An 18,809-nucleotide genomic window follows, 5' to 3' on the forward strand; every position below is an offset into this window, starting at 1 on the left:
GTGTCTTTTTGGGAAGATTTACGGGATTGTGCTGTCAAGATCCCCTTCGGAATCCTCGGCGAGGCGCTTTTTGTATCTCTCTACCTGCTTAGTTAGTTTCTCTGCCTTCCGCCCCGCCTCGGCGTTCCGAACACTCACCAGCACTATACCATCAAAGTCCCGCAGGAAGCGGTCCGGGTAGCCGTGAAGCCGAAGGGCGAAGCCCTGCTCGGTGTTGGTGCGGTAGGCCATGGCTACCCGTCCCCCGCCTGCCTTCTCCACCGCCTTCTCCCAGAGCAAATCCCGGACCAGGGCACTCACCCGCCCCACGAAGACTCCCGTGTCCACCTCTACCAGGAAGCGGGTGAGGTCGCCCCTAAGGCTCCTCGGAACCTTCTCCAGGATCATCACCACCATAAGCCACTCCGCCCTCCACCTCGCCCTCGAGGTCCCAAAGCCCCCCTGGGCGGGAGGGGTCCTCCTCCACGGGGTCCTCGTCCTCGGGGAGGCCGAGGCCCCGGAAGAGGTTGAGAAGGTCTTCCGCCATGCGCTCCAAAAGCCTCCCCTCCTGGATGGCCTCCCGCAGGGCCCGGCGCACCCTGCGCTCCACACCTTCCTCGGACTCCGCCACGGTGCGGAAAGCGGCCGGCACCAGGTAGTCCGCCTTGTAGAGGTCGGCGATGTCGTAGACAAAGGAGAGGAGCTTCCCGGTGTGGATGAAGCCCAGGGCAGGGCTAAAGCCCATGGAGACAATCGCGGCGTGGGCTAGGCCGTAAAGGTAGCTGGCCCCGGCGGAAAGGGCTCGGTTCACAGGGTCCGCCGCCCGCCAGTTGCCCCGGTCGTAGCTCCGGCCGTACCAGGGCACGCCCGTTTCCCGGCTCCAGCGGGCGTAGTTCTCCCGCACCCGCACCCCCTCGAGGCCCCGCACCTGCTCCAGGGTGAGCCCCTCGGGCAGGGGCTCGGGAAAGCGCATGCGGTAAAGGCGAAGCACCACTTCCAAGTGGAGGGCGGGGTCGGCCCAGGCCCGGGCCTGGCGGTGGAGCCTTGCGGCGCTCCGGGTGTCCCCGAGGCCCTGGGCATAGAAGCGGGCTATCCCCTCCCCCACCCAGGCCACAGTACAGCCGTTCTCGGCAAGGAGGCGGATGGCGGCGTGGGTGATGCGGGTGCCGGGGCCCAGGAAGAGGACGCCCAGACCCGCCACCGGGGCCAGGGTGAGACCTTCCTGGTCGTAGATCCCGATGCCCCCCGCCTCCCGCTCCACCACGGCGTGCTCCACGTAAAGGTAGGAAAGCCCATCCCGGAACTTGGGGAGCTCCTTGAGGTTCCTGGCGCTGGGGACGGGCGGCATACCATCTCCTAGGGCGCCACGGAAAGGAGGCCGAGGCCCAAGGCCTTCCCCGGGCCCACGCCCCGCTCCAGGGTGGCCCGGGCCCGCTTTGCGTCCCCCACCTCGAGGCGCCCCTCAAAGAGCACCGCCTGCACCTGCACGAGCCTCCCTTCGCCCTCCTCCCCTTTCCTGCGGCGGACCTCCAGAAACGCGTCCTGGAGGATGCGAACCAGGGGCCCTTCCTCCCCCTCAAGAAGCCGGAAACCCCCTTCCAGAAGCCGTCTTTCCAGCCAGCCGATCTTCTCCAGAGGGGTCTTCAGGGCCACCCGCTTCCCCGTGGCGGCGAGGCGCTTGGCGGGGTTCGCCCGCAAGCGGAAGCGGAGGCGTTGGCCGGGCTTAAGGGCGGGGTCAAAGGGCTTGGGCGGGAAGACCTGGGCGTACCCCTCTTCCAGCACGCTCCAGTCGGGCTCGGTGAGGGTCTGCACCAGGACCACAGGGGGCTCCAGACCCCGGGCGGGCTCGAGGCGCCAGAGAAGCCGCTCCCGCCCTTCCTTAAGGGCCTCGGACACCGCCTTGCAGAGGGTGCGGTGCATCTCGTAGGGGTTCGCCAGGTCCCGGCGGGCGGCCCGGGAAGCCGGGTTCAGCACCAGCTTGCTAACCCACACGGCCTACCTCCCAAGCCGGAGGACCCTCCGGCACCTCTTCCTTCCGAAGCACCTCCTCCCGCACGTGCCGCGCGGCGAAGCGCCGCTCGCTGAAGGGGCCCGCGGGCTGGTCGTAGACCAGACGCCCCTCCTCGGCTTCCAGGACGAGGAGCAGGTCCTCCCGGGGAACCTTGCCCACCAGGTACGGGTAACCCTTTAAGGCCTCCTCCAGGGGAACTTCCACGAGGCCGTCGTGGAGGTAAGGAGGGGGGCTCGGGACGTAGCTCTTGCGGCCCAGGTAGAGGGGGAAGCGGGGGTTCTTCAGGGCCCGGTGGAGGGCTTCCAGGAGGGCTCTTTCCCCCTCGAGGCCCACCAGGAAGGCCGCGTCAGAGAGGAAGTAGCGCCAGCTCTGCACGTCCCGCTTGGCCTTGAGGTCGGCGGCAAGGACGTTCTGGGCCGTCTGGTAGTCCACCTTGAGCACCCCCTTCCGGTCCACCCTAACCCCCATGCGGAGGGCAGCCAAATCGGAGACGTCCTCCCCCCGGTCCCGGCCCAGGGCGGCGGCCAGAAGGCCCACCACCCCGCTTTTCGTGGGGTAGGGCCAGGTGTCCCGGTGGTCAAAGCGGCTCCGCGTGCCCCAGGACTGCAGGGGGCCTTGGAGCCTCAGGAGGAGGGTGGGCACGCTACACCCCCAGAAGGGCCTTCACGGCCTCCGCCGCCTTCTCCTTGAGGGCCTTCAGGTCCTCCAGTCTGGGAAAGCCGTCCCCTTCCGCCCCGGTGAGGTCCAAGACGCCCCTCCACTCCGGCTCCAGGGGCCCGTAGACCCGGTCAAACTTCGCCCACTCCTTAAGGAGGGCGTCAGCGGAAAGCCGGGAGAGGGGGACTTCCTCCTTAGGCCGTAGGGGAGCCTCAAAGGCCGTGGCCAGGTTGCGGGGCATCCCCTCCCCCGCCCGGAAGGCCACGAAGAGGGGCGGGTTGTGGGCGGCGAAGCTGTTCTGCTTCCCCGAGGGCAGGGTGAGGGCGAAGGCCTCGAGGAAGGCCAAGACCCCCTTGAGGGCGAGCTCCTTGTCCCCCTGAAGGTTTTCCACGAGCCTGTCCAGGTCCACCACGGCGTAGCGGTAGAGGGTGGCGGAGTAGAACTCCACGTCCCCCATCATCCCCGCCCCCGTGTCCTCCTTGGGGTTCAGGTCGTCCACGGCGGTGTAGAAGTCAAACTCCCGGTCCACCTTGTGGGTGCTTAGGGCGTGGGCCACCTGGGCCGCGGCGTCCACCCCGAGCTCGGGCCGGTCGGCCAGCATCCTGCCGAAGAGGGCCAGGTCCACGGCCTTGCCCCCGTCCAGGACCCGCTCCAGGGCCTTCTTGAGCTCGGGGGGCACCTCCGCTTTCTTCTTCCCCTTCACCTCGCCCGAGAGGGCCTCGAGGTTCTCCCGGATGCCCTGGGCCAGGGCGTCAAGCTCGCGGTTTCCCAGGAAGAGGAGGTACTCCGTCCGCCCCTCCTTCACCCCGAAGCCCAAGGCGTTCAGGGCGTTCTCTATGACGCGGCGGGCGAGTTCCTCCTCCACACCCGCAAGCCTGCGGAGAAGCTCTTCCACGAGCCGCTTCGTCCGCACCGCCCGCTCCTCCTCGGAGAGGAGGGGCCAGTCCCTAAAGGCCACCCGCACCGCCCGCTTCTGGGCCTGGCTGGAGATCCTGGCCCGCCTAAAGCCCCCGAAGAGGGCGTCCTTGGGGCTTCCCGTGTCGTCCCGGTTCAGGTTGCTCGGGGCCACCGTCTGCAGGATGTGCACCTCCAGAAGCCTCATGCCTCCACCTCCTTCTTCTCCTCTACATCCGAAACCTCGGCGCCGTAGAACTCCCTCGCCCAGCGGGCCTGGACGTGCCTTCCGGGAGAAAACCAGCGCAGAAGGTCGTCCAGAAGCCGGGCGAAGTCCATGCCCCCTTCCACCAGAGCCACCGCCTGGCGCAGACGGAAGGCGATCTGGTCCCGGTCTGCTTCCAAAAGGGCCAGGAAACGCTTTTCCACGCTGGCCGAGCCCTGGGCCTTCTCCCGAAGGGCCTGGGCCAGGGTGCGCCCTTTCTGGTGGTCCCCGTCCTTCAGGGCGTAGAGGGCCGCCACCAGGTAGTGGGCCTCCCGCTTCCAGCCCTCTCCCTCCACGAAGGGCTCCACGTAGGGCATCGCCCTAGGATAGGCCCCCGGGGGAAAGGCCAGGCTCCGCCTGAGGGCCGCCCGCGCCGCGGTCCAGGCCTTCTGACCTTGCAGGCGATTCAGCCAGTCCAGAAACCCTTCTCCTTGGCTCACGTCCGCACCTCCTTACCGAGCGCCCCAAGCAGGGGCCCAAACTGCCGCTCCCCTTCCGCCAGGGCCTTCAGGTGCCTCGCCCCCGTGCCCAGGAAGAGGCGGGTGGACTCCCACGCCCCCTGGGCCGCCCGTTTGAGCTCCACCTGCCACCGCTCCAGGGAATCCCCCTCCCCTACCCGGGCGAGAAAGCCGGGGAAGGCCCCGTCCAGGGCGTGCCAGTAGAGGCGCTCCAGGGGGAGGGAGCGGGCGAAGTCCCCGAGCTCCTTGCGGTCCCGCTCCCCCACCACCGCCCGGGCCACCTGAAGGGCAAGGCCCCGTAGACCCTGCCCCAGCTCCTCGGCCATCTTCAAGGCCTTTTCCAGGTTTTCCTCCGCCTTCGGGGTGAGGAGCCCCGAGGGCAAGGGGTAGACCTCCCGGCGGATGTCCAGGACTTTGGCCTGGTCCGAGACCTGGCCCAGCACGCGCAAGGTGATGCGCCCCTCCAAGCCCTCGTCCTCCAGCTCCCCCTGGAGGTTGTGCGCGTGGTCCAGGGTGGCCGCCACCTTGCCCCCCTGCCTGGGAAGCATGGCGGAGAAGTCCCGCCAGAAGCTCCGCTCCTCGGAAAGCCGGAGGACGAGGAGGTTGCCTCTGGCGTCCAGGCGCTGGGCCACCATGGGGTCGCGGTGAGGGGCTTCCAAGGGCTCCACCCCAGGGCCGTAGCCCATGAGGCGCACCCCGTCCCCCTCGTCCAGGAGGCGCACTCCCCGGGCGGGCCAGGTGTAGACCCGGGTCCTGCCGGAGAGGGGCCACCCGGTCTTGCCGCCCTCGAGGTCCCCAAGCCGTAAAGGCGGCACTTCCCAAATGGGGGCGTCGTCCTCTGGAGTGTAAGGGACAAGATTCAAAAGGAGGGTCTCCAGCAGGTTTTGCCCGGTGGGCAGGAAGAGGGCGGGACGGGCCACAGGGGCGTCCTTGGCCGAGCCCACCCCGTAGCGGCGGAGGAGCCCCCCTAGAGCGAAGGCCTGGTGCACCAGAAGCGCCCGGGCGGCCTGGGCGTAGGTGGCCTTGGGGAGGTTCTCCTCGGTGGTGTGGTCAAAGAGGGTGGGGTTGTTGCCGCTCGCCAGCTCGGGGAGGAGCTTGCTCCAGGGAAGGGGGTTCTCCTCCGGAAGGTCCGCCACCTGGAGGAAGGGGGCCTCGGGGTGGAAGAGGAAGAACCTGTCCCGGAAGTGGTCCAGGTAGTCCTGTACAGACCCCTCGGGAAAACGTCCCTCCTCCCACCAGTCCAGCACATCCTCCAGGCGGCGGGGGCCCCTGAGGGCCCGGTGGAGCACCGCCAGGAGGAGGCGGTGGAGGGCCGCTTCCTCCAGAGGGGAAGGGGTCTCTATGCGGGCGATTTCGCGGGCCCGCAAGAGGGCCTCCCGGATCCCCACCTCCACCACCCGCCCGCCCTTCAGGACGGGGATCCAGGGCTCGTCAACGAGGTTGAACTTCCTCAAGCTTCCCACCTCCCTTTGCCCTCAGGCTAAACCCAGGTCCCGACATCCGCTGACGGAATCAAACTGGAAGGTAGACCACCCCGAGCTCCGGGTCCAGCTCCACCCGGAAGGCCCGCTCCCCCGAGCCGAAGACCCGGCCCACCTCCAAGGGGCGGAGGCCCCGGAGGAGGCCGCTTTTCCGCCAGGCGGCGGGGACCTCTTCCTTCAGGAGCTCCTGGGGGATGGGGTGGCGGGAAAGGCGCACTGCCCGCCGGAAGAGGGCCTCGGCCTCCTCCCGGGAGACCTCCCCCTTCAGGGGCGCCCTCCGCTGCCCCTCCCGGTCCAGGTAGAGGCTCTCCCCTACCCGGAAAAGGGGCACCACGGCCACGCTGGGGTCCCCCAGGCGGGTGAGGAGGCGCTGGGTTTCCGCCTTCTCCTCGTCGTCCTCCAGGCGCTCCTGGGCCACCAGGGCCCCTTCGTCCCAGTAGGCGAGAAGGCGGTCCAGATCGCTTAAGGAAAGTTTCTTGGCGGTTTCCGCCTCCCGGCCCCGCCGCTCTTGGAGCCCCTTTAGGCTCCTCCTCGCCCGCTCCCGCAGGTCCTCGGGGAACCTTCCGGGGTCCTCAAGGTGTTCCCCTGACGGGGAAGCAACCGCCTCGTAGACCTCTTCCAGGAGGGCCTCGAGGTCCTGGGGAATGCGGAGGGAAGCCCGTCCCTGGAGGGCCCGCCAGGTGGCGAGGAGGACGTAGTCCTCGTAGACCCGGTCCCAGTAGAGGGGATTTCCGAAGTCCAGGCCCTCCGGTACGCCCAGGAGGAGGCGGGGGCGCGCGTGCTTTGCGGGCCTCGGCCGCTCGTGGCGGTGGAGCCTCCCGGAGCGCTGGAAGAGGAGGTCTATGGGAGCGAGGTCCGTGTAGAGGAGGTCAAAGTCCAGGTCCAGGCTCTGCTCCGCCACCTGGGTGGCCACCAGGATGGCCCGCTCGGGCCTCGGCCCCCCCTTGCCGAAGAGGGCGAGGACCACCCCTTCCCGTAGCGCCCGCTCCTCGGCGGGGAAGCGGGCGTGGAGGAGGAAGACCAGGGTGCCGTCCGGTAGGACCTTTCCCACCACCTCGTCTCCCCTCTCGGGAAGGGCTTTAAGCACCTCCTGCCAAGCCTCATCTCCCCGGTCCCTCCCCAGGAGATTAGCGAGCTCCCCCAGGGTGAGCCGCCTCCCTTCCCCGAGGGCCCGGTAGAGGACCTGGGCCCGGTCCACGGTGTTCACGATGGCCCCCACCGCCCCGGGAAGCGCCTCCTTGAGCCTCTGGGCGAGGGGCTCCACGTCCACCTCCCGCAGGACCTCGAGGGCCACCTCTACCTCCCGGGCCGGGGGCAGGGAGGCGTGGCGCACCGCCCTTTCCTCCACCACAACCACCCGGGGATAGGGGCCGAGGTCCCGCCCTTCCACCCCCTCCCCCGCCCAGGCCTCGAGGAGGGCCCTCCGGCGGGAAGGGGGCAGGGTGGCGGTCATGACGATGGCACTGGAGCCCAGGGCCCTAAGCCAGCGCAGGAGGGCCTGGATGAGGCCCGAGGTGTAAACGTCGTAGGCGTGCACCTCGTCCAGCACCACCACCCGGTTCATGAGCCCCCAGAGGCGGATGAAGTGGTGCTTGACCCTTAGGACCCCCAGGAGGGCCTGGTCCAGGGTGCCCACCCCATGGGGGGCCAGCATGGCCCGCTTGCGGGCGGAGAACCACGCCGAGGCCACCGCGCCCTCCTCCTCCCCCTCGTCCCACACCTGACGGGGTGCGGCCCTCCCCAGGAGTTCGGCGTAGTGGGGATTGAGGAGGGCGGTGCCGTGCTGGAGCTGGAGCTCCACGGGGCTTCCCCCGGTCAGGCGTTCCAAAAAGCCCTTCACCCGGGGGAAGAGGCCGTTGGCCGTGGCCTGGGTGGGCAGGGCCACGTAGAGCCCCCGTTGGCCGAGCCCCGCCTGGAGGAGGTGGTGGGCGTAGAGGGCGGCCTCGGTCTTGCCCATGCCCATGGGGGCCTCCACCAGGAGGAGGACCGGGCTACGCGCACCTTCCAGGAGGGCCGGAACGTTCTCCTGCAGGGCGTTGGGCTCTCGGATGTAGGGGAAAAGTTCCCGGAACTCCCTCCTCTGGGCCTTCGCGAAGGGGGGCCAGCCCAGGCGGTCCAGGGCCTCCCGGGCGAGCTTCAGGGCCTCCTCCAGGTAGTCTTCCCGGCGGGGGTCCCGGCCGTAGGGGAAAAAGGAGGGGTCCGAGGCCACCCAGTCGGCGAAGGAGGCCAGGGCCATGACCCGGAGGACGGCCTCGGGCCTGGCCTCCGCGCCCGCCGGAAGCTTCGGGAGGGGGGCCTCCAGCCTGCGGAATAGCTCGTCCACAAGCCACCTCCGGGCTTCCTCCCAAAGGGGGTCTTCCCCCTCTAGGTGGCGCCGGGCCGCCTCCTTCTCCTCGGCGCTCGCTGGAAAGCCGTGGTGGGCCCCGAGGGCGGCGGCGAGGTCGTTGGCCGCCCGCCTGGCGAGACCCCTCTCCTTGAGGAGCCGCCTCAAAAAGAGTTCGGTGAAGACCCCGTGGGCCACCCAGTCCAGAAGCTCGCCGAAGGGGAGGCCTGCCCTTTGGACCCGCTCCTTGCCCTCCTCCCAGGCCGCCTGGAAGACAGGGCTCGCCTTGCCCAGGTCGTGGAGGCCCACCAGGAGGGCCACCCAGCGGACCGCCTCCTCCACGGTGAGGCCCCAGTCCCGGGCGTAGAGGGCAAGGGTCCGGGAAGGCTCGCGGAAGAGCACCGCCTGGGCCACCGCCGCCGTGTCCAGCATGTGGGCGAGGAGGGGGTGGAAGGGGTCCCCGCTTTTAGCCCACAGGGCTAGGGCCGCCTTTTCCGCGCTCATGCGCCCACCTTAAGCGAGGTTCCCGACGCCTCCTGTCGGGTTCCGTAAAGCTCCAAGAGCCGCCTCGCCTCCTCCAGCCAGCGGTGCCGGAGTTCCAGGGGGCCAAGCACTTCCACCCTGGGGCCGAAGCTCTGGATCCAGGCCAGCACCTCGTAGGGCACCCCGTCCTTGAAGGGGGCGGCCTCGAGGCGGGCGAGGACGCTCCCGTCCTCCAGCTCCCTCTCCACCCGAAGCCCGGGGTAATCCCCCTCCAGGACCCGCCAGGCCGCCTCGGGGGCGAAGCGGAGGCGCACCTCCACGCCCTTCTCCCGCACCCCCACCACCCCCCAGGCCCGGCGCAGGTAGGCGCTTGGGTCAAAGCCCTCCGGGACCTCGTAGGTCTCCTCCAGGAGGCAGACGTTGCGCATTCGGGAAAGCTTGAAGGTGTGGACCGCCTTGTGGAAGGAGCGCTCGTAGCCGATGGCGTAGAGGCCGAGGTTGGCCCGGTTGGCCTCCAGGAAGTAGACCAGGAGCTCCTTGGGGCGCCAGTTCTTGGACCCGCCCGAGCGGTACTCAAAGGCCAGCACCCGCCTCTCCAGAAGGGCCCGGGCCACCAGCTCCAGGGCGCGGCTGTCCCCGTTGCGGGCCTCCAGACCCTCCGTGCTCTTCAGAAGGAGCTCCCGAAGCGGTGTGGGCAGGGTGCGGGCGAGCTTTTCCAAAGCGGTGCGGTACTGGCGGGTCGGGGCCTGGTGGTAGATGAGCCTTCCGGCGGCGAAGAGGGCCAGGGCCTCCACGGGGTGGAGGGGAGGGGGGTGGTCCGGGATGGCGTAGAGCCCCCGGCGGAGGCGTTTTACGGGGTGGCCGAGCTTCTTCAGGGCCTCGAGGTCCCGCTCCACGGTGCGTTCGCTCACGCCAAAGCGGCGGGAAAGCTCCCCCACCCGCATAGGCCTGAGCCTCAGCGCCTCGGCCATTTGTAACAGACGGGTGCTCTTCGCTTCCTGCCCCATGTTAAGAGTATAGAACAGCTGCACTTATGCACCCTGGGGATACTCATGCGCCAGGACCACTTGAAAGGGGCCGCCGGGGAGAAGGGGTAAAGGTTTATGCGGGGTATGCGGGCGGTGCAAGTTCTGAGTCAACCCTCCGGGGGCTTGCCTTGCAAAGGCAAGCCCACGCCCACGTCATGGCAAAGACCGGGGGGACACCCAGGCTACGAGACAGAGGGCTTTCTGGAGGGCGCGGCCTACGCTCCCAGGGAAAGCGTGGGCGGCCAGGATGCCTACCCCTCAAGCTACCTTGTGCGGAACCCACGGGTGAGCGAGGCTTGGGTCTATCTGGGCATGCTACGCTTGTCCGTGAAGCGGCTGGCTAGGGCCGCGTAGCTTCTGCGGAAGGCTTTTACGACAGCGAACGCCGAGGAGCGGGAGGCCAGGGCCCGCGCCCTCTACGCCGACCTCTACCGGGCCCTGGCCGAGGCGGAGGAGCGCTACCAGAGGGCCAAGGCGGAGCTGGAGATCGCCCGGGCCTAAAGGGAAGCCCAGCCCCTAGCCGCCTCCCACCCCGGCGTGCTCCTCCGGGCGGCGGAGGCGGCCCTAGCCTATCCCGAGGGGCGGCGGGCCAGCACCCTCATCCTCTGGCTCCCCGAGGTCAGGTCCTGGGCGAAGACCTTCGGGGCAGAGGAGGTAAAGAAAGCCCTCCGGGAGGCGGCCAAGTACGCCCGGGAACCCTTTCCCCCACCATCTAACGGACGAGGGCGGCAAGGCGGACGCACTCCTCCTCGGTGAGGGGGGCTTCGGCCAGGAGCTCTTGAAGGCGTTCTTCCGTGTAGACCGGAAGGGGATAGACCCCGGCGGGGCGCAGGAGAAGGCCCCCCTCGGGGGCGAGCTCCACCGGGAAGTAGGCCTCCCCCTCCACGCCCAAGGCCTTGAGGAGGCGCTTGGGGATGGAGAGTTGGCCCTTGCGGCTGAGCTTGGCCAGCTCCATGGTTTCAGCATGCCAAAAAGTTGGGTTTCTTTGTTCCCCGCCTCAAAAGGGCGAGGAAAGGCCGAAAGGCCCCGGTCATGTCAAAAGAGGCGCATCACGGGGTCCAGAAGCGGAGGGCGGGAAAGGCCCCCAGGTCTCGGTAGTTCAGGGTCCAAACGGGCGCCCCGAGCCGCAGGGCGAGGAAAGCCACGCTCGCGTCCTCCAGGGTGCCCCCCCAGCCGGGAAGCCGGGTGAGGAGGAGCCTGGCCTCCTCCAGGTCCTCCAGGTTGAAGGGGACCACCACCGCGCCCTCCACTACCTTCGCCAAGCCCTTCCGCGCCGCCTTGGGCCCCGCCTGGAAGAGGAGCCACTTGAACACCTCAAAGAGGACGGGCATGGGCAGGAAAAGCCGGGCACCGCCCTCGGCGAGGCGGCGGAAGCCCCTCAACGCCTCCTCGTGGTCCGGGTCGGAGCGGTGGAGGAGGGCGATGAGGGGCCCCGCGTCCAGGACTAACCTCTCCGGGATCACCGCTCCTCGCGGATGAGGGCGTCGTGCTCCCGGGCGGAGAGCTCTGCCCTCTCCACCAGCCCCGCCGCTTCCAGGAGGGCCTCTGGGCGCTTGAGGAGCTCACGCTCCAAGAGCTCCCGCACCAGGGCGGAGAGGCTTAGGCCGGGGCGGGCCTTGCGGTAGGCCTCTATTTCCTGGGCCAGGTGGTCGGGAAGGTAGAGGGTCACCCGCATATCACACATTATCATACCACGCCTCCCCGTCTGAGGTTTGGGGAAGCCAGGTTTACCTACACCAGGCCTTTAGGTTCTCCGCCTGCTCTGGGGAAGTGGAGGCTAGGCCCCCGGCCACGGGAGTGCGCCTCCCGGTGCGCTGCGCCGGGCATCTGAACGTTACAGCTTCCAGGTGCCCTTCTGATGCCATGTATCTTGCCCCGTGGCGAAACCAAGGTGCGGGTGCTTGCTCAGCGGGAGGCTTTCGCTACGGGCTCCCTAGCCCCGGCGGACCGCTCCCGGAGGAAAAAGGCCGCGGCAAAGCCCAGGAGGGCCGCCATGAAGGCGAGCTTCCACCCCTCCAGCACCCCATCCCCTAAGGTGCCCTGAAGGAGGCTCCTCACGAAGGCCGGGGCCTCGGAGAGGTTCCCCGTTCCCCCGCTGAACCCCACGGGGCCCCCGGCGGTGAGGGCCGCCAGCTCCTGGCTCTTGCGGGCTAGGAGGACCCCCGATACGGTGATCCCCGCCGCCGCCCCCAGGCTGCGGGTGAGGGAGACCAGGCTGGACACCTGCCCCTGGCTGCCCTTTGGCGCGAGGCCCAGGGCCAGGTAGGAAAGGGGCCCCTGCACCAGGCCCAGGCCCACTCCCAGGAGGAAAAGCCCGAGGAGGAGGAGCCAGAGGGTGCTCGCCAGGTAGGCCATGGCGAAAAGTCCCAAGGCGGTGAGCCCCATGCCGAGCACCACGAGCCGTTTGCCCCCTACTCGGCCCACCAGGGCCCCCGCCGCCCCGCTCATCCCACCTAGAGCCAGGGCCAGGGCGTTGAGGATGGCCCCGGAGGCGAAAGGGGAAAGGGCGAAGGCCACCTGGCCGTAGAGGGGGGCGAAGACGATGCCCCCCAGGAGGGCGTAGCCCACCAGGGTGGACACCAGCCAAAGGGGCAGGAAGGGAGGGGAAAGGGCCAGGCGCACGTCCAAAAGGGGGACGGGGTGCCGCCTTTCGTAGAGGGCTAGGGCGAGCCCCGAGGCCGCCGCCAGGAGGAAGAGCCCCCCGATGCGCCAGGATAGGAAGCCCAGCTCCTCGAGGCGCTCCAGGCCCTGGATGCCTAACACCAGGCTCCCGAAGGTCAGGGCCACGAGCACTCCCCCCACGAGGTCCAGCCTGGCCTGGCCCGAGGGCCGGGGCAGGGAAGCCCCGGAAAGGAGGAGTACCCCGAGGATTCCGATGGGCACGTTGATCCAGAAGACCCAGTGCCAGGAAGCCCGCTCCACGATGAACCCGCCGAGATTCGGCCCCAGGATGTTTCCCAGGGCAAAGACCCCGAGGATCTGGCCCAGGTAGCTGCCCCGCCGCTCTTCGGGAGCCACCACCCCCACGATGGCCTGGGCCACGGGCAAGAGCCCGCCCGCCCCCACCGCCTGGACCACCCGGGCCAGGACCAGCATCTCCAGGCTTTGGGAAAGGGCGGCCAGGGCGCTGCCCCCGGCGAAGAGGGCCATGGAGAGCCCGTAGATTCTCCCGTAGCCCCAAAGGTCGGAAAGCCTCCCCAAGATGGGCACGGCCACGGCGTAGAAGACGGAGTAAATGGAGAAAGCCAGGGTGATCCGCTCCACGCCCGTTTTCAGGTCCTCGGCGATGGCGGGCAGGGCGGGAGCCAGGATGGCGTTGTCCAGGGCGCCCATGAAGACGCCCAGCATCAGGGCCACAAGCAGCCTTCCGTTCATCGCTTCACCTCAAAGAGGCTTTGGGGGGGCGGGTTCAGGTCCAGCTTCAGGTACTCCACCTGCGAGAGGAGCTTCCCGGAGGGCGAGAGGACTTCCACCCGGAAAGGCAGGTGCCCTTTGGGGTTTAGGGTGATCCGCCAGGCGGCGGGCTGGCGCTCGTCCCGGGGAGGGTTCTTTTTCACCAGGAGGAAGCGCCAAAGGCCCCCTTCCTCTTGGGGGTTCTGCACCGCGTACTCCTGGGCCACCTTGGGGAAGTCGGTGAAGAGGAGCTGCAAGGGGTCATCGGGGGACGTGGCCTTGCCCTCTTGCCAAGGACCTTTGGGACCCCGGCTCCAGGCCCGCTGCCCATCGGAGATCAGAGCGCTTCCCTTCAGGTACTCGGGGCCCTCCAGCCAGTCAATGCGCACCCAGGGGCGGCGGAAGGCCACCTGGTACACCACTGGGCCCTGGCGGGCCTGGGCCAGGTAGCCCTCCACTTTGGCATGGGTCTCCAGGGCTTTCCACACCTCCTCGGGGCTTAGGGCCAGGGCTGAACCTAGGGCCAGCGCGAGGGTCATCCAAACGGTTCTCATACGTTCTCCTTCCTTTGGGGCAGTCCCCTGACGAACACCCGGATCCACTCCCGTAGGAGCTCCTCCGCCCGGTAGCCTCCCAGGTGCTTTTCCAGCATGAAGGCCCCGTGCACCAAGGAACTAAAGAGGCCGGCCAGGGAGCGGCCCTTCCCGGGGAAGTGCTCTTCAAAAAAAGCTTCCAGGTGGGCCATCTCCCGGCGCATGCTCTCTTGGGCGAGGACCTTGGCCTCCTCCTCTCCTCCCCTCCCCCCATGGGCCGTGGCCAGGGCCGAGAGGGGTTCCACCCCTTCCCGGTAGGCCAGGGCGTAGCGGAAGAGGCGCTCCTCCAGGGAGCCGGGCGCCTCCAGGGCCAAGGCGGCCCGGGAGCGGGACTCCTCCAGGAGGGCTTCCAGGAGGGCCCTCTTGCTAGGGAAGTGGTGATAGAAGGCCCCCTTGGTCAGACCCAGCTCCGCGGCCAGCTCGTCCAGGCGGGTGGCGGCGTAGCCGCGCTCGGCTAGGGCTCGCCGGGCCGCCTGGAGGATGCGGGTCCGGGTGTCCATACCTACCAGTAGGTATGAAAGCGAGGGGAAAGACCATGCCTCATCTCACATTCTCCCGGGATGGGCCTCTCTTCCCAGCGATCTGCCGAGGGAGCCGCCCCGAACCTGGCCCTCCTGTTCCAGACCCGGGGCCTGGACCTCCCTGGGTGCGTCCTCTAGGCCTCCTTCTCGGGGTGTCCAAGCCCGACCTCGCCCTTTTGCAGGCCGAACTCCTTACTTGACCTGGGCCCCCATGGTATGAGAGGCTGTCGTAAACGCCTTCCACGAGGGGCCACGCGGCCGGTCGTGTCAAGAACTTTGATACTGTCTTGAGCGTCAAGCCACCTCCTGGGCCCACCGACCGGCGTAGTACTCCCTGAGCCTCCCCATCATCCGCCTGAGGAGCTTGTGGGCCACGGCCACCAAGGCCTGCTTCTTCCTCTTTCCCCGCGAAAGCAGGCGGTGGTAGAAGGCCCGCATCTCCGGGTCGTGCCGCACCGCCACCAGGGCCCCCATGTAAAGCTTCCGCCGCAAGAGAGGAGGCCCTTTCCTGGAGAGCCGGCTCCTCTCCACCCTCTTCCCCGACTCCTCCCGCTCGGGAATGAGCCCCGCGTAGGAGGCCGCCGCCTTCGCCCGGCCCCAGAGCTCCGGGGGCAGGAGGGCCAGCACCGCCGCCGCCACCTGGGGCCCCACCCCGGGCAGGCCCATCAGCACCTCCGCCTCGGGAAGGGTGGCCAGGAGGGCCTGGACCCTGGTCTCCACCTCCCCAAGGAGCCCCCTCACGCAGGCCAGCTCCCTCCGGAGGAGGGCGAGGACCCCCTCGCTCCCCGCCCACTCCACCGCCTCCATCTGGTTCAGGATGGCCCGCTCCCGCCCGGCCAGGTCCTCCCGGTAGCCCACCAGGGCCCTGAGCTCCCGGAGGGTTTCTGGGGGGAGGGTGTAGGCCCGGAGCTCGGCGTGGTAGACCTGGGCGTAGCGGGCGAGGAGGAGGGCGTCGTGGCCGTCCGTCTTGTTGCGTTCTCCCTTAGCCTTGCGGAAGGCGGCCAGGTGGTAGGGGTTGACCAGGGCCACCTGGAGGCCCTTCTCTGCCAGAGGAGGGCTTGGCGGCCTTCAGGGGTGTTGGGGAAGCGGAGGCGGGTGGGCTTGGCGGTGCCGGAGGCCAGGGCCAGGTCCAGGTGGGGTTTGCTGACGTCAATGCCTGCGCAGAGCATGGTCTTTCTCCTTTGGGTAGACTGAGGGAGGTGGCCACCCGACCCTGTGGGCCTTCCATGTGGATGCGGTCTTTCACGACTGGGATACTGTGCGGCGGGGAGGCCAGGGCGGGTGGCTAACCATCAGCCCCGCGGGCGTGGTGGCCCGGTGATCAGAGCGGTAGGGCCTCCCTCAGGAGGCAAGATACATGGCTTGACGCTCTAGACAGTATCAAAACTCTTGACACGACCCAACATGGGATGCCCAAGCCGGGGCTGTGGGGGGATTTTTTTGGAACCCCCACAGCGGCGAAAGCCAAGGTGGGGTAGTTAAGCCGGGTCGCCCTGGCCTAGGGACCTCGCCTTGGAGGGAAGCGGTGATGGCGGAGTTGTTCGGGTTGCTTCAGGGGCTGGGAGGAGCCAAAGTAACGAGAAGGCAGCCTCACCTCTCCTTGACCATCTGACAGTCCTCCACGACGTTGCCCTCGCCGTCAGGCGGACCCCAGCGGGCGTTGTTGGGCGTGCGGACCACCGGGGGCCAAGGGTGCTCCTTGGGAATGGCGATCCGGCAATCCCTCACGGTGTTATAGCGGGTATAACCCCCGTGGAAGTTCACGTCCACCCCCAGGTCCAGGTCGCTCAAGAGATTCCGTGAAGACATCCACTGAATGGTCAGGTGCCTTATCCCCTTCAGGGAGACCCGGGTGAAAAGGCTCTCGTAGGTCTTGGAGACCTGGAAGTACCCGTTCCCCCCGCCCCCCTTGTTCCAGCTGCCCTCTCCTCTGAACCCCTGGACCCTCACATTGAAGCAGAACTCGCAGCTGAAGACGTGCCTCCCCGCCATCTGCACCCGAACCCCTTCCACCACCGCATCGGCCACGTACTTCATCCTTACGGCATCCACCGCATACTGCGGATAGCGGTTCTCATAAACGAACAGCACGCTCCCGGGGTCAGCGCCCGGGACTTCCTGGAAGATGGTCAGGTTCCTGAGGGCCACGTCCCTCACCAAGTTGGGAGCCCACACCTCCGCGCCCGGAGGGTAGTCAATCTCCACCCCCTTGGAAAGAACCACCCGGTCCCCCGCGACCTCCTGCACCTGGTAGATACCATGCCGCAGGTAGGGCTGATCCTGCCTCCACACCTGCGAGTCGATGGCGTTGAAAAAGTCCTCCGTGTTGGGGTACCTCAGGAGCACCCAGCGGAAACCGGAAGTATCCCTTGGAACGCTGGAAAGCCGGAAGGCCCTCTCGCCCCGCCGCAGCGGCTCCACGGTAGACCCCAACCTCCTGCCCTGATCCCCAAGAAAGGAAAAGACCCCCACACCCCCTCCTTTAACGCGGGAGAGAACGAGAACCTCTCCCGTACCCACGATCTCCACCCCGGAGTGCTTGATGGCAATGGGACGGTCAGCCACGTACACGCCATGAGGGAGGCGAATCACCCGCTCGCCCCGGGCCAAAGCCTGCTCCACCACCTCCGTCAGGGAGAATGGGGTCTGTAACGAAGGATCCACCTGCCGTGGGAACTGGCACCCGGCCAGGAAGACTGTCCATAGGGCCACCAAAGCGGTCCTCGCACCGCCGCGAAGGGCCATCGGTTCCAGGATACTATCAGACCCCTACCTTCCACCCCTCTTCCCGGGAGGCGACAGACTTCGCAGTCCTAGATTTGGACCACCTTGCCCAGCAGTTTAACCAGGGCTCCCACCGCCTTTGAACGGGTTAAAGCCCTCAAGGGCCGAGCGCCCCCCGGGGCAGGGGTACCCAGAAGGCGGGCCCCCCGGGGGGCTCCAGGACCCCGAAGGGCACCTCGTAGACCTCTTCCAGCAAGCCGGGGCGGAGGACGGCCTGGGGAGGGCCGTAAGCCATGGGCCTGCCCTCCTTCAGGAGGAGCACCCGGTGGGCGAAGAGGCCCGCCAGGTTCAGGTCGTGGAGCACGGCCACCACCCCCTTTCCCTCGTGGGCCAGGGCCCGGAAGAGGCCGAGGAGCTCGAGGGCGTACCTGGGGTCCAGGTGGTTGGTGGGCTCGTCCAGGAGAAACAGCCGGGCCTCCTGGTTGAGGAGCCTGGCCGCCTCCACCCGCATGGACTCTCCTCCCGAGAGGCTGGGAAAGAAGCGGTCCTTGAAGGGGAGGCCCCGTACCCTTTCCAAGGCCCATAGGGTCTTCTGGTGGTCCAGGGGGCTCTCCCGCCCCCGGAGGTGGGGTAACCTTCCCAGGAAGGCCACCTCGTAGGCGGTGAAGGCGAAGGCCACCTCCCTAACCTGGGAGAGGACGGCCCGGAGGCGGGCAAGGGACCGGGGGTCATAGGCGGAAAGGGGTTTCCCCAGGAGGAGGACCTCCCCTTCCGTGGGCTTAAGCTCCCCGGCAAGGAGCCTTAAGAGGGTGGTCTTGCCGCTACCGTTGGGACCGAGGACGGCCAGGAACTCCCCCGCCTCCAGGGAGAGGTCCACCCCCTTTAGGAGCCAGCGACCGCCCGCCCGGTAGCCCAGACCTCCCGCCCTAAGCACGGTACACCTCCCGCTTGTGCCGCAGGACCAGGTAGAGGAAGAAGGGACCCCCCAGGAGGGCGGTTACCACCCCCACGGGGACCTCCGCCGGGGCCGCCAGGGTGCGGGCCAGGAGGTCGGCCGAAACCGCCAGGCTCGCCCCGAGCAGGGCCGAGCCGGGGAGAAGGTAGCGGTGGTCCGGCCCCGCGAGGAGGCGGAAGAGGTGGGGGGCCACGAGGCCCAAGAACCCCACTCCCCCGGCCAGGGCCACGGCCACGCCCACGCCCAGGGCCGACCCCGCCACCGCCCGGCGCTTTAGGTTCTCCAGGTCCACCCCCAGGTGGAAAGCCTCCCGCTCACCCAGGGCCAGGGCGTTGAGGGGCCGGGCCAAGGGAAGGAGGAGGGCCAGGGCAAGGAGGGCCAGGGGCAGCCCCACCAGGAGGAGGCGCCAGGTGAGGGCGGAAAACCCGCCCAGGGTCCAGAAGGTGAGGCTCCTAAGCTCCTGCTCCGTGGCCAAGAAGGTGAGAAGCCCGATGCCAGCCCCCACCAGGGCGTTCAGGGCGATGCCCGAAAGGAGGAGGACGGAAACCTGCACCCCCCAGGGGTTCCTGGCGATCCGCCAGAGGAGGAGGGTGGCGAGAAGTCCCCCCAGGAAGGCGAAGAGGGGAAGGGCGTAGGTCTCCAGGGCCCCCGCCCCCGGGATCAGGACGATGAAGAGGGCCGCCCCCAGGGCCGCCCCCGAGGAGACCCCGATGAGCCCCGGGTCCACAAGGGGGTTCCGGAAAAGCCCCTGGAGCACCGCCCCCGCCAGGGCCAGAAGCGCCCCCACCAGGGCCGCCCCCAGGACTCGAGGGAAGCGGAGGGCCGTAAGCACCTGGTACTCCACCCCCTCGCCCCTGAGGAGGATCTCCGGGATAGCCAAGGGAGGAATGGGGTAGGCCCCCAGGCCGGCCCCCAGGAGAAGGGCCAGGGGAAGGAGGAGGAAGAAGCCCAGAAGGGCCAGGCGGTAGCGGCGGAAGCGGGGGAGGAGGCCTACCACCTCGCCCCCCGGAAGGCGGCCTCGAGGCTTTCGGGGATCGGCTTGCC

General features: G+C 68.5%; 18 protein-coding genes and 1 pseudogene. All 19 read right to left on the reverse strand.

Annotated elements, in window-relative coordinates; translation table 11 throughout:
• Positions 1 to 18: 18 nt before the first annotated feature.
• The gene (gene cas2e / locus ACZ5RK_RS11630; protein ID WP_464910158.1) at positions 19 to 396 is read right to left on the reverse strand and encodes a type I-E CRISPR-associated endoribonuclease Cas2e; all 378 of its coding nucleotides are present in this window, start codon (positions 394 to 396) and stop codon (positions 19 to 21) included.
• Positions 356 to 1,327, reverse strand: coding sequence for a type I-E CRISPR-associated endonuclease Cas1e (gene cas1e / locus ACZ5RK_RS11635; protein WP_054647151.1), 972 nt, complete (start codon positions 1,325 to 1,327; stop codon positions 356 to 358). The genes cas2e and cas1e overlap by 41 nt, the downstream gene beginning before the upstream one ends.
• Before the next feature lie 8 nt (positions 1,328 to 1,335).
• Positions 1,336 to 1,971 carry a type I-E CRISPR-associated protein Cas6/Cse3/CasE gene (gene cas6e, locus ACZ5RK_RS11640; protein ID WP_054647152.1) on the reverse strand — a complete coding sequence of 212 codons (636 nt, stop codon included), beginning with the start codon at positions 1,969 to 1,971 and terminating at the stop codon, positions 1,336 to 1,338.
• Positions 1,961 to 2,632: a type I-E CRISPR-associated protein Cas5/CasD gene (gene cas5e / locus ACZ5RK_RS11645; protein ID WP_464910159.1), complete on the reverse strand. Its 672-nt coding sequence runs from the start codon at positions 2,630 to 2,632 to the stop codon at positions 1,961 to 1,963. Before cas5e ends, cas6e begins: the two co-directional genes overlap by 11 nt.
• A gap of 1 nt (position 2,633) precedes the next feature.
• Positions 2,634 to 3,749, reverse strand: coding sequence for a type I-E CRISPR-associated protein Cas7/Cse4/CasC (gene cas7e, locus ACZ5RK_RS11650; protein ID WP_464910160.1), 1,116 nt, complete (start codon positions 3,747 to 3,749; stop codon positions 2,634 to 2,636).
• The gene (gene casB / locus ACZ5RK_RS11655; RefSeq protein ID WP_054647153.1) at positions 3,746 to 4,246 is read right to left on the reverse strand and encodes a type I-E CRISPR-associated protein Cse2/CasB; all 501 of its coding nucleotides are present in this window, start codon (positions 4,244 to 4,246) and stop codon (positions 3,746 to 3,748) included. Before casB ends, cas7e begins: the two co-directional genes overlap by 4 nt.
• Complete coding sequence (gene casA / locus ACZ5RK_RS11660; RefSeq protein WP_464910161.1) at positions 4,243 to 5,727, reverse strand: type I-E CRISPR-associated protein Cse1/CasA; 1,485 nt, start codon at positions 5,725 to 5,727, stop codon at positions 4,243 to 4,245. Before casA ends, casB begins: the two co-directional genes overlap by 4 nt.
• Positions 5,728 to 5,776: 49 nt before the next feature.
• On the reverse strand, positions 5,777 to 8,572 hold the full coding sequence (gene cas3, locus ACZ5RK_RS11665; protein WP_464910162.1) for a CRISPR-associated helicase Cas3': 2,796 nt from the start codon (positions 8,570 to 8,572) through the stop codon (positions 5,777 to 5,779).
• Entirely contained in the window at positions 8,569 to 9,558 is a 990-nt protein-coding gene (locus tag ACZ5RK_RS11670; protein ID WP_464910163.1) for a helix-turn-helix transcriptional regulator, read from the reverse strand. The genes cas3 and ACZ5RK_RS11670 overlap by 4 nt, the downstream gene beginning before the upstream one ends.
• A gap of 733 nt (positions 9,559 to 10,291) precedes the next feature.
• Positions 10,292 to 10,534: an AbrB/MazE/SpoVT family DNA-binding domain-containing protein gene (locus ACZ5RK_RS11675; RefSeq protein WP_054647449.1), complete on the reverse strand. Its 243-nt coding sequence runs from the start codon at positions 10,532 to 10,534 to the stop codon at positions 10,292 to 10,294.
• 94 nt (positions 10,535 to 10,628) lie between these two features.
• The gene (locus ACZ5RK_RS11680; protein WP_464910164.1) at positions 10,629 to 11,042 is read right to left on the reverse strand and encodes a type II toxin-antitoxin system VapC family toxin; all 414 of its coding nucleotides are present in this window, start codon (positions 11,040 to 11,042) and stop codon (positions 10,629 to 10,631) included.
• A complete protein-coding gene (locus tag ACZ5RK_RS11685) occupies positions 11,039 to 11,254 on the reverse strand; it encodes a ribbon-helix-helix protein, CopG family (RefSeq protein ID WP_464910165.1) in 216 nt (71 codons plus the stop codon). The genes ACZ5RK_RS11680 and ACZ5RK_RS11685 overlap by 4 nt, the downstream gene beginning before the upstream one ends.
• A 230-nt stretch (positions 11,255 to 11,484) precedes the next feature.
• Complete coding sequence (locus tag ACZ5RK_RS11690; RefSeq protein WP_464910166.1) at positions 11,485 to 12,954, reverse strand: MFS transporter; 1,470 nt, start codon at positions 12,952 to 12,954, stop codon at positions 11,485 to 11,487.
• On the reverse strand, positions 12,951 to 13,526 hold the full coding sequence (locus ACZ5RK_RS11695; protein ID WP_464910167.1) for a LolA family protein: 576 nt from the start codon (positions 13,524 to 13,526) through the stop codon (positions 12,951 to 12,953). Before ACZ5RK_RS11695 ends, ACZ5RK_RS11690 begins: the two co-directional genes overlap by 4 nt.
• The gene (locus tag ACZ5RK_RS11700; protein WP_464910168.1) at positions 13,523 to 14,065 is read right to left on the reverse strand and encodes a TetR/AcrR family transcriptional regulator; all 543 of its coding nucleotides are present in this window, start codon (positions 14,063 to 14,065) and stop codon (positions 13,523 to 13,525) included. Before ACZ5RK_RS11700 ends, ACZ5RK_RS11695 begins: the two co-directional genes overlap by 4 nt.
• 315 nt (positions 14,066 to 14,380) lie before the next feature.
• Positions 14,381 to 15,255 (reverse strand): annotated as a pseudogene (locus tag ACZ5RK_RS11705) (IS110 family transposase).
• Between the two features lie 421 nt (positions 15,256 to 15,676).
• Entirely contained in the window at positions 15,677 to 16,831 is a 1,155-nt protein-coding gene (locus ACZ5RK_RS11710) for a hypothetical protein (protein WP_464910169.1), read from the reverse strand.
• 136 nt (positions 16,832 to 16,967) lie between these two features.
• Positions 16,968 to 17,744, reverse strand: a complete 777-nt coding sequence (locus ACZ5RK_RS11715) for an ABC transporter ATP-binding protein (RefSeq protein ID WP_464910170.1) — start codon at positions 17,742 to 17,744, stop codon at positions 16,968 to 16,970.
• Complete coding sequence (locus tag ACZ5RK_RS11720) at positions 17,737 to 18,762, reverse strand: FecCD family ABC transporter permease (RefSeq protein WP_464910171.1); 1,026 nt, start codon at positions 18,760 to 18,762, stop codon at positions 17,737 to 17,739. The genes ACZ5RK_RS11715 and ACZ5RK_RS11720 overlap by 8 nt, the downstream gene beginning before the upstream one ends.
• Between the last annotated feature and the right edge of the window lie 47 nt (positions 18,763 to 18,809).

Source organism: Thermus kawarayensis JCM 12314, from assembly GCF_055393575.1.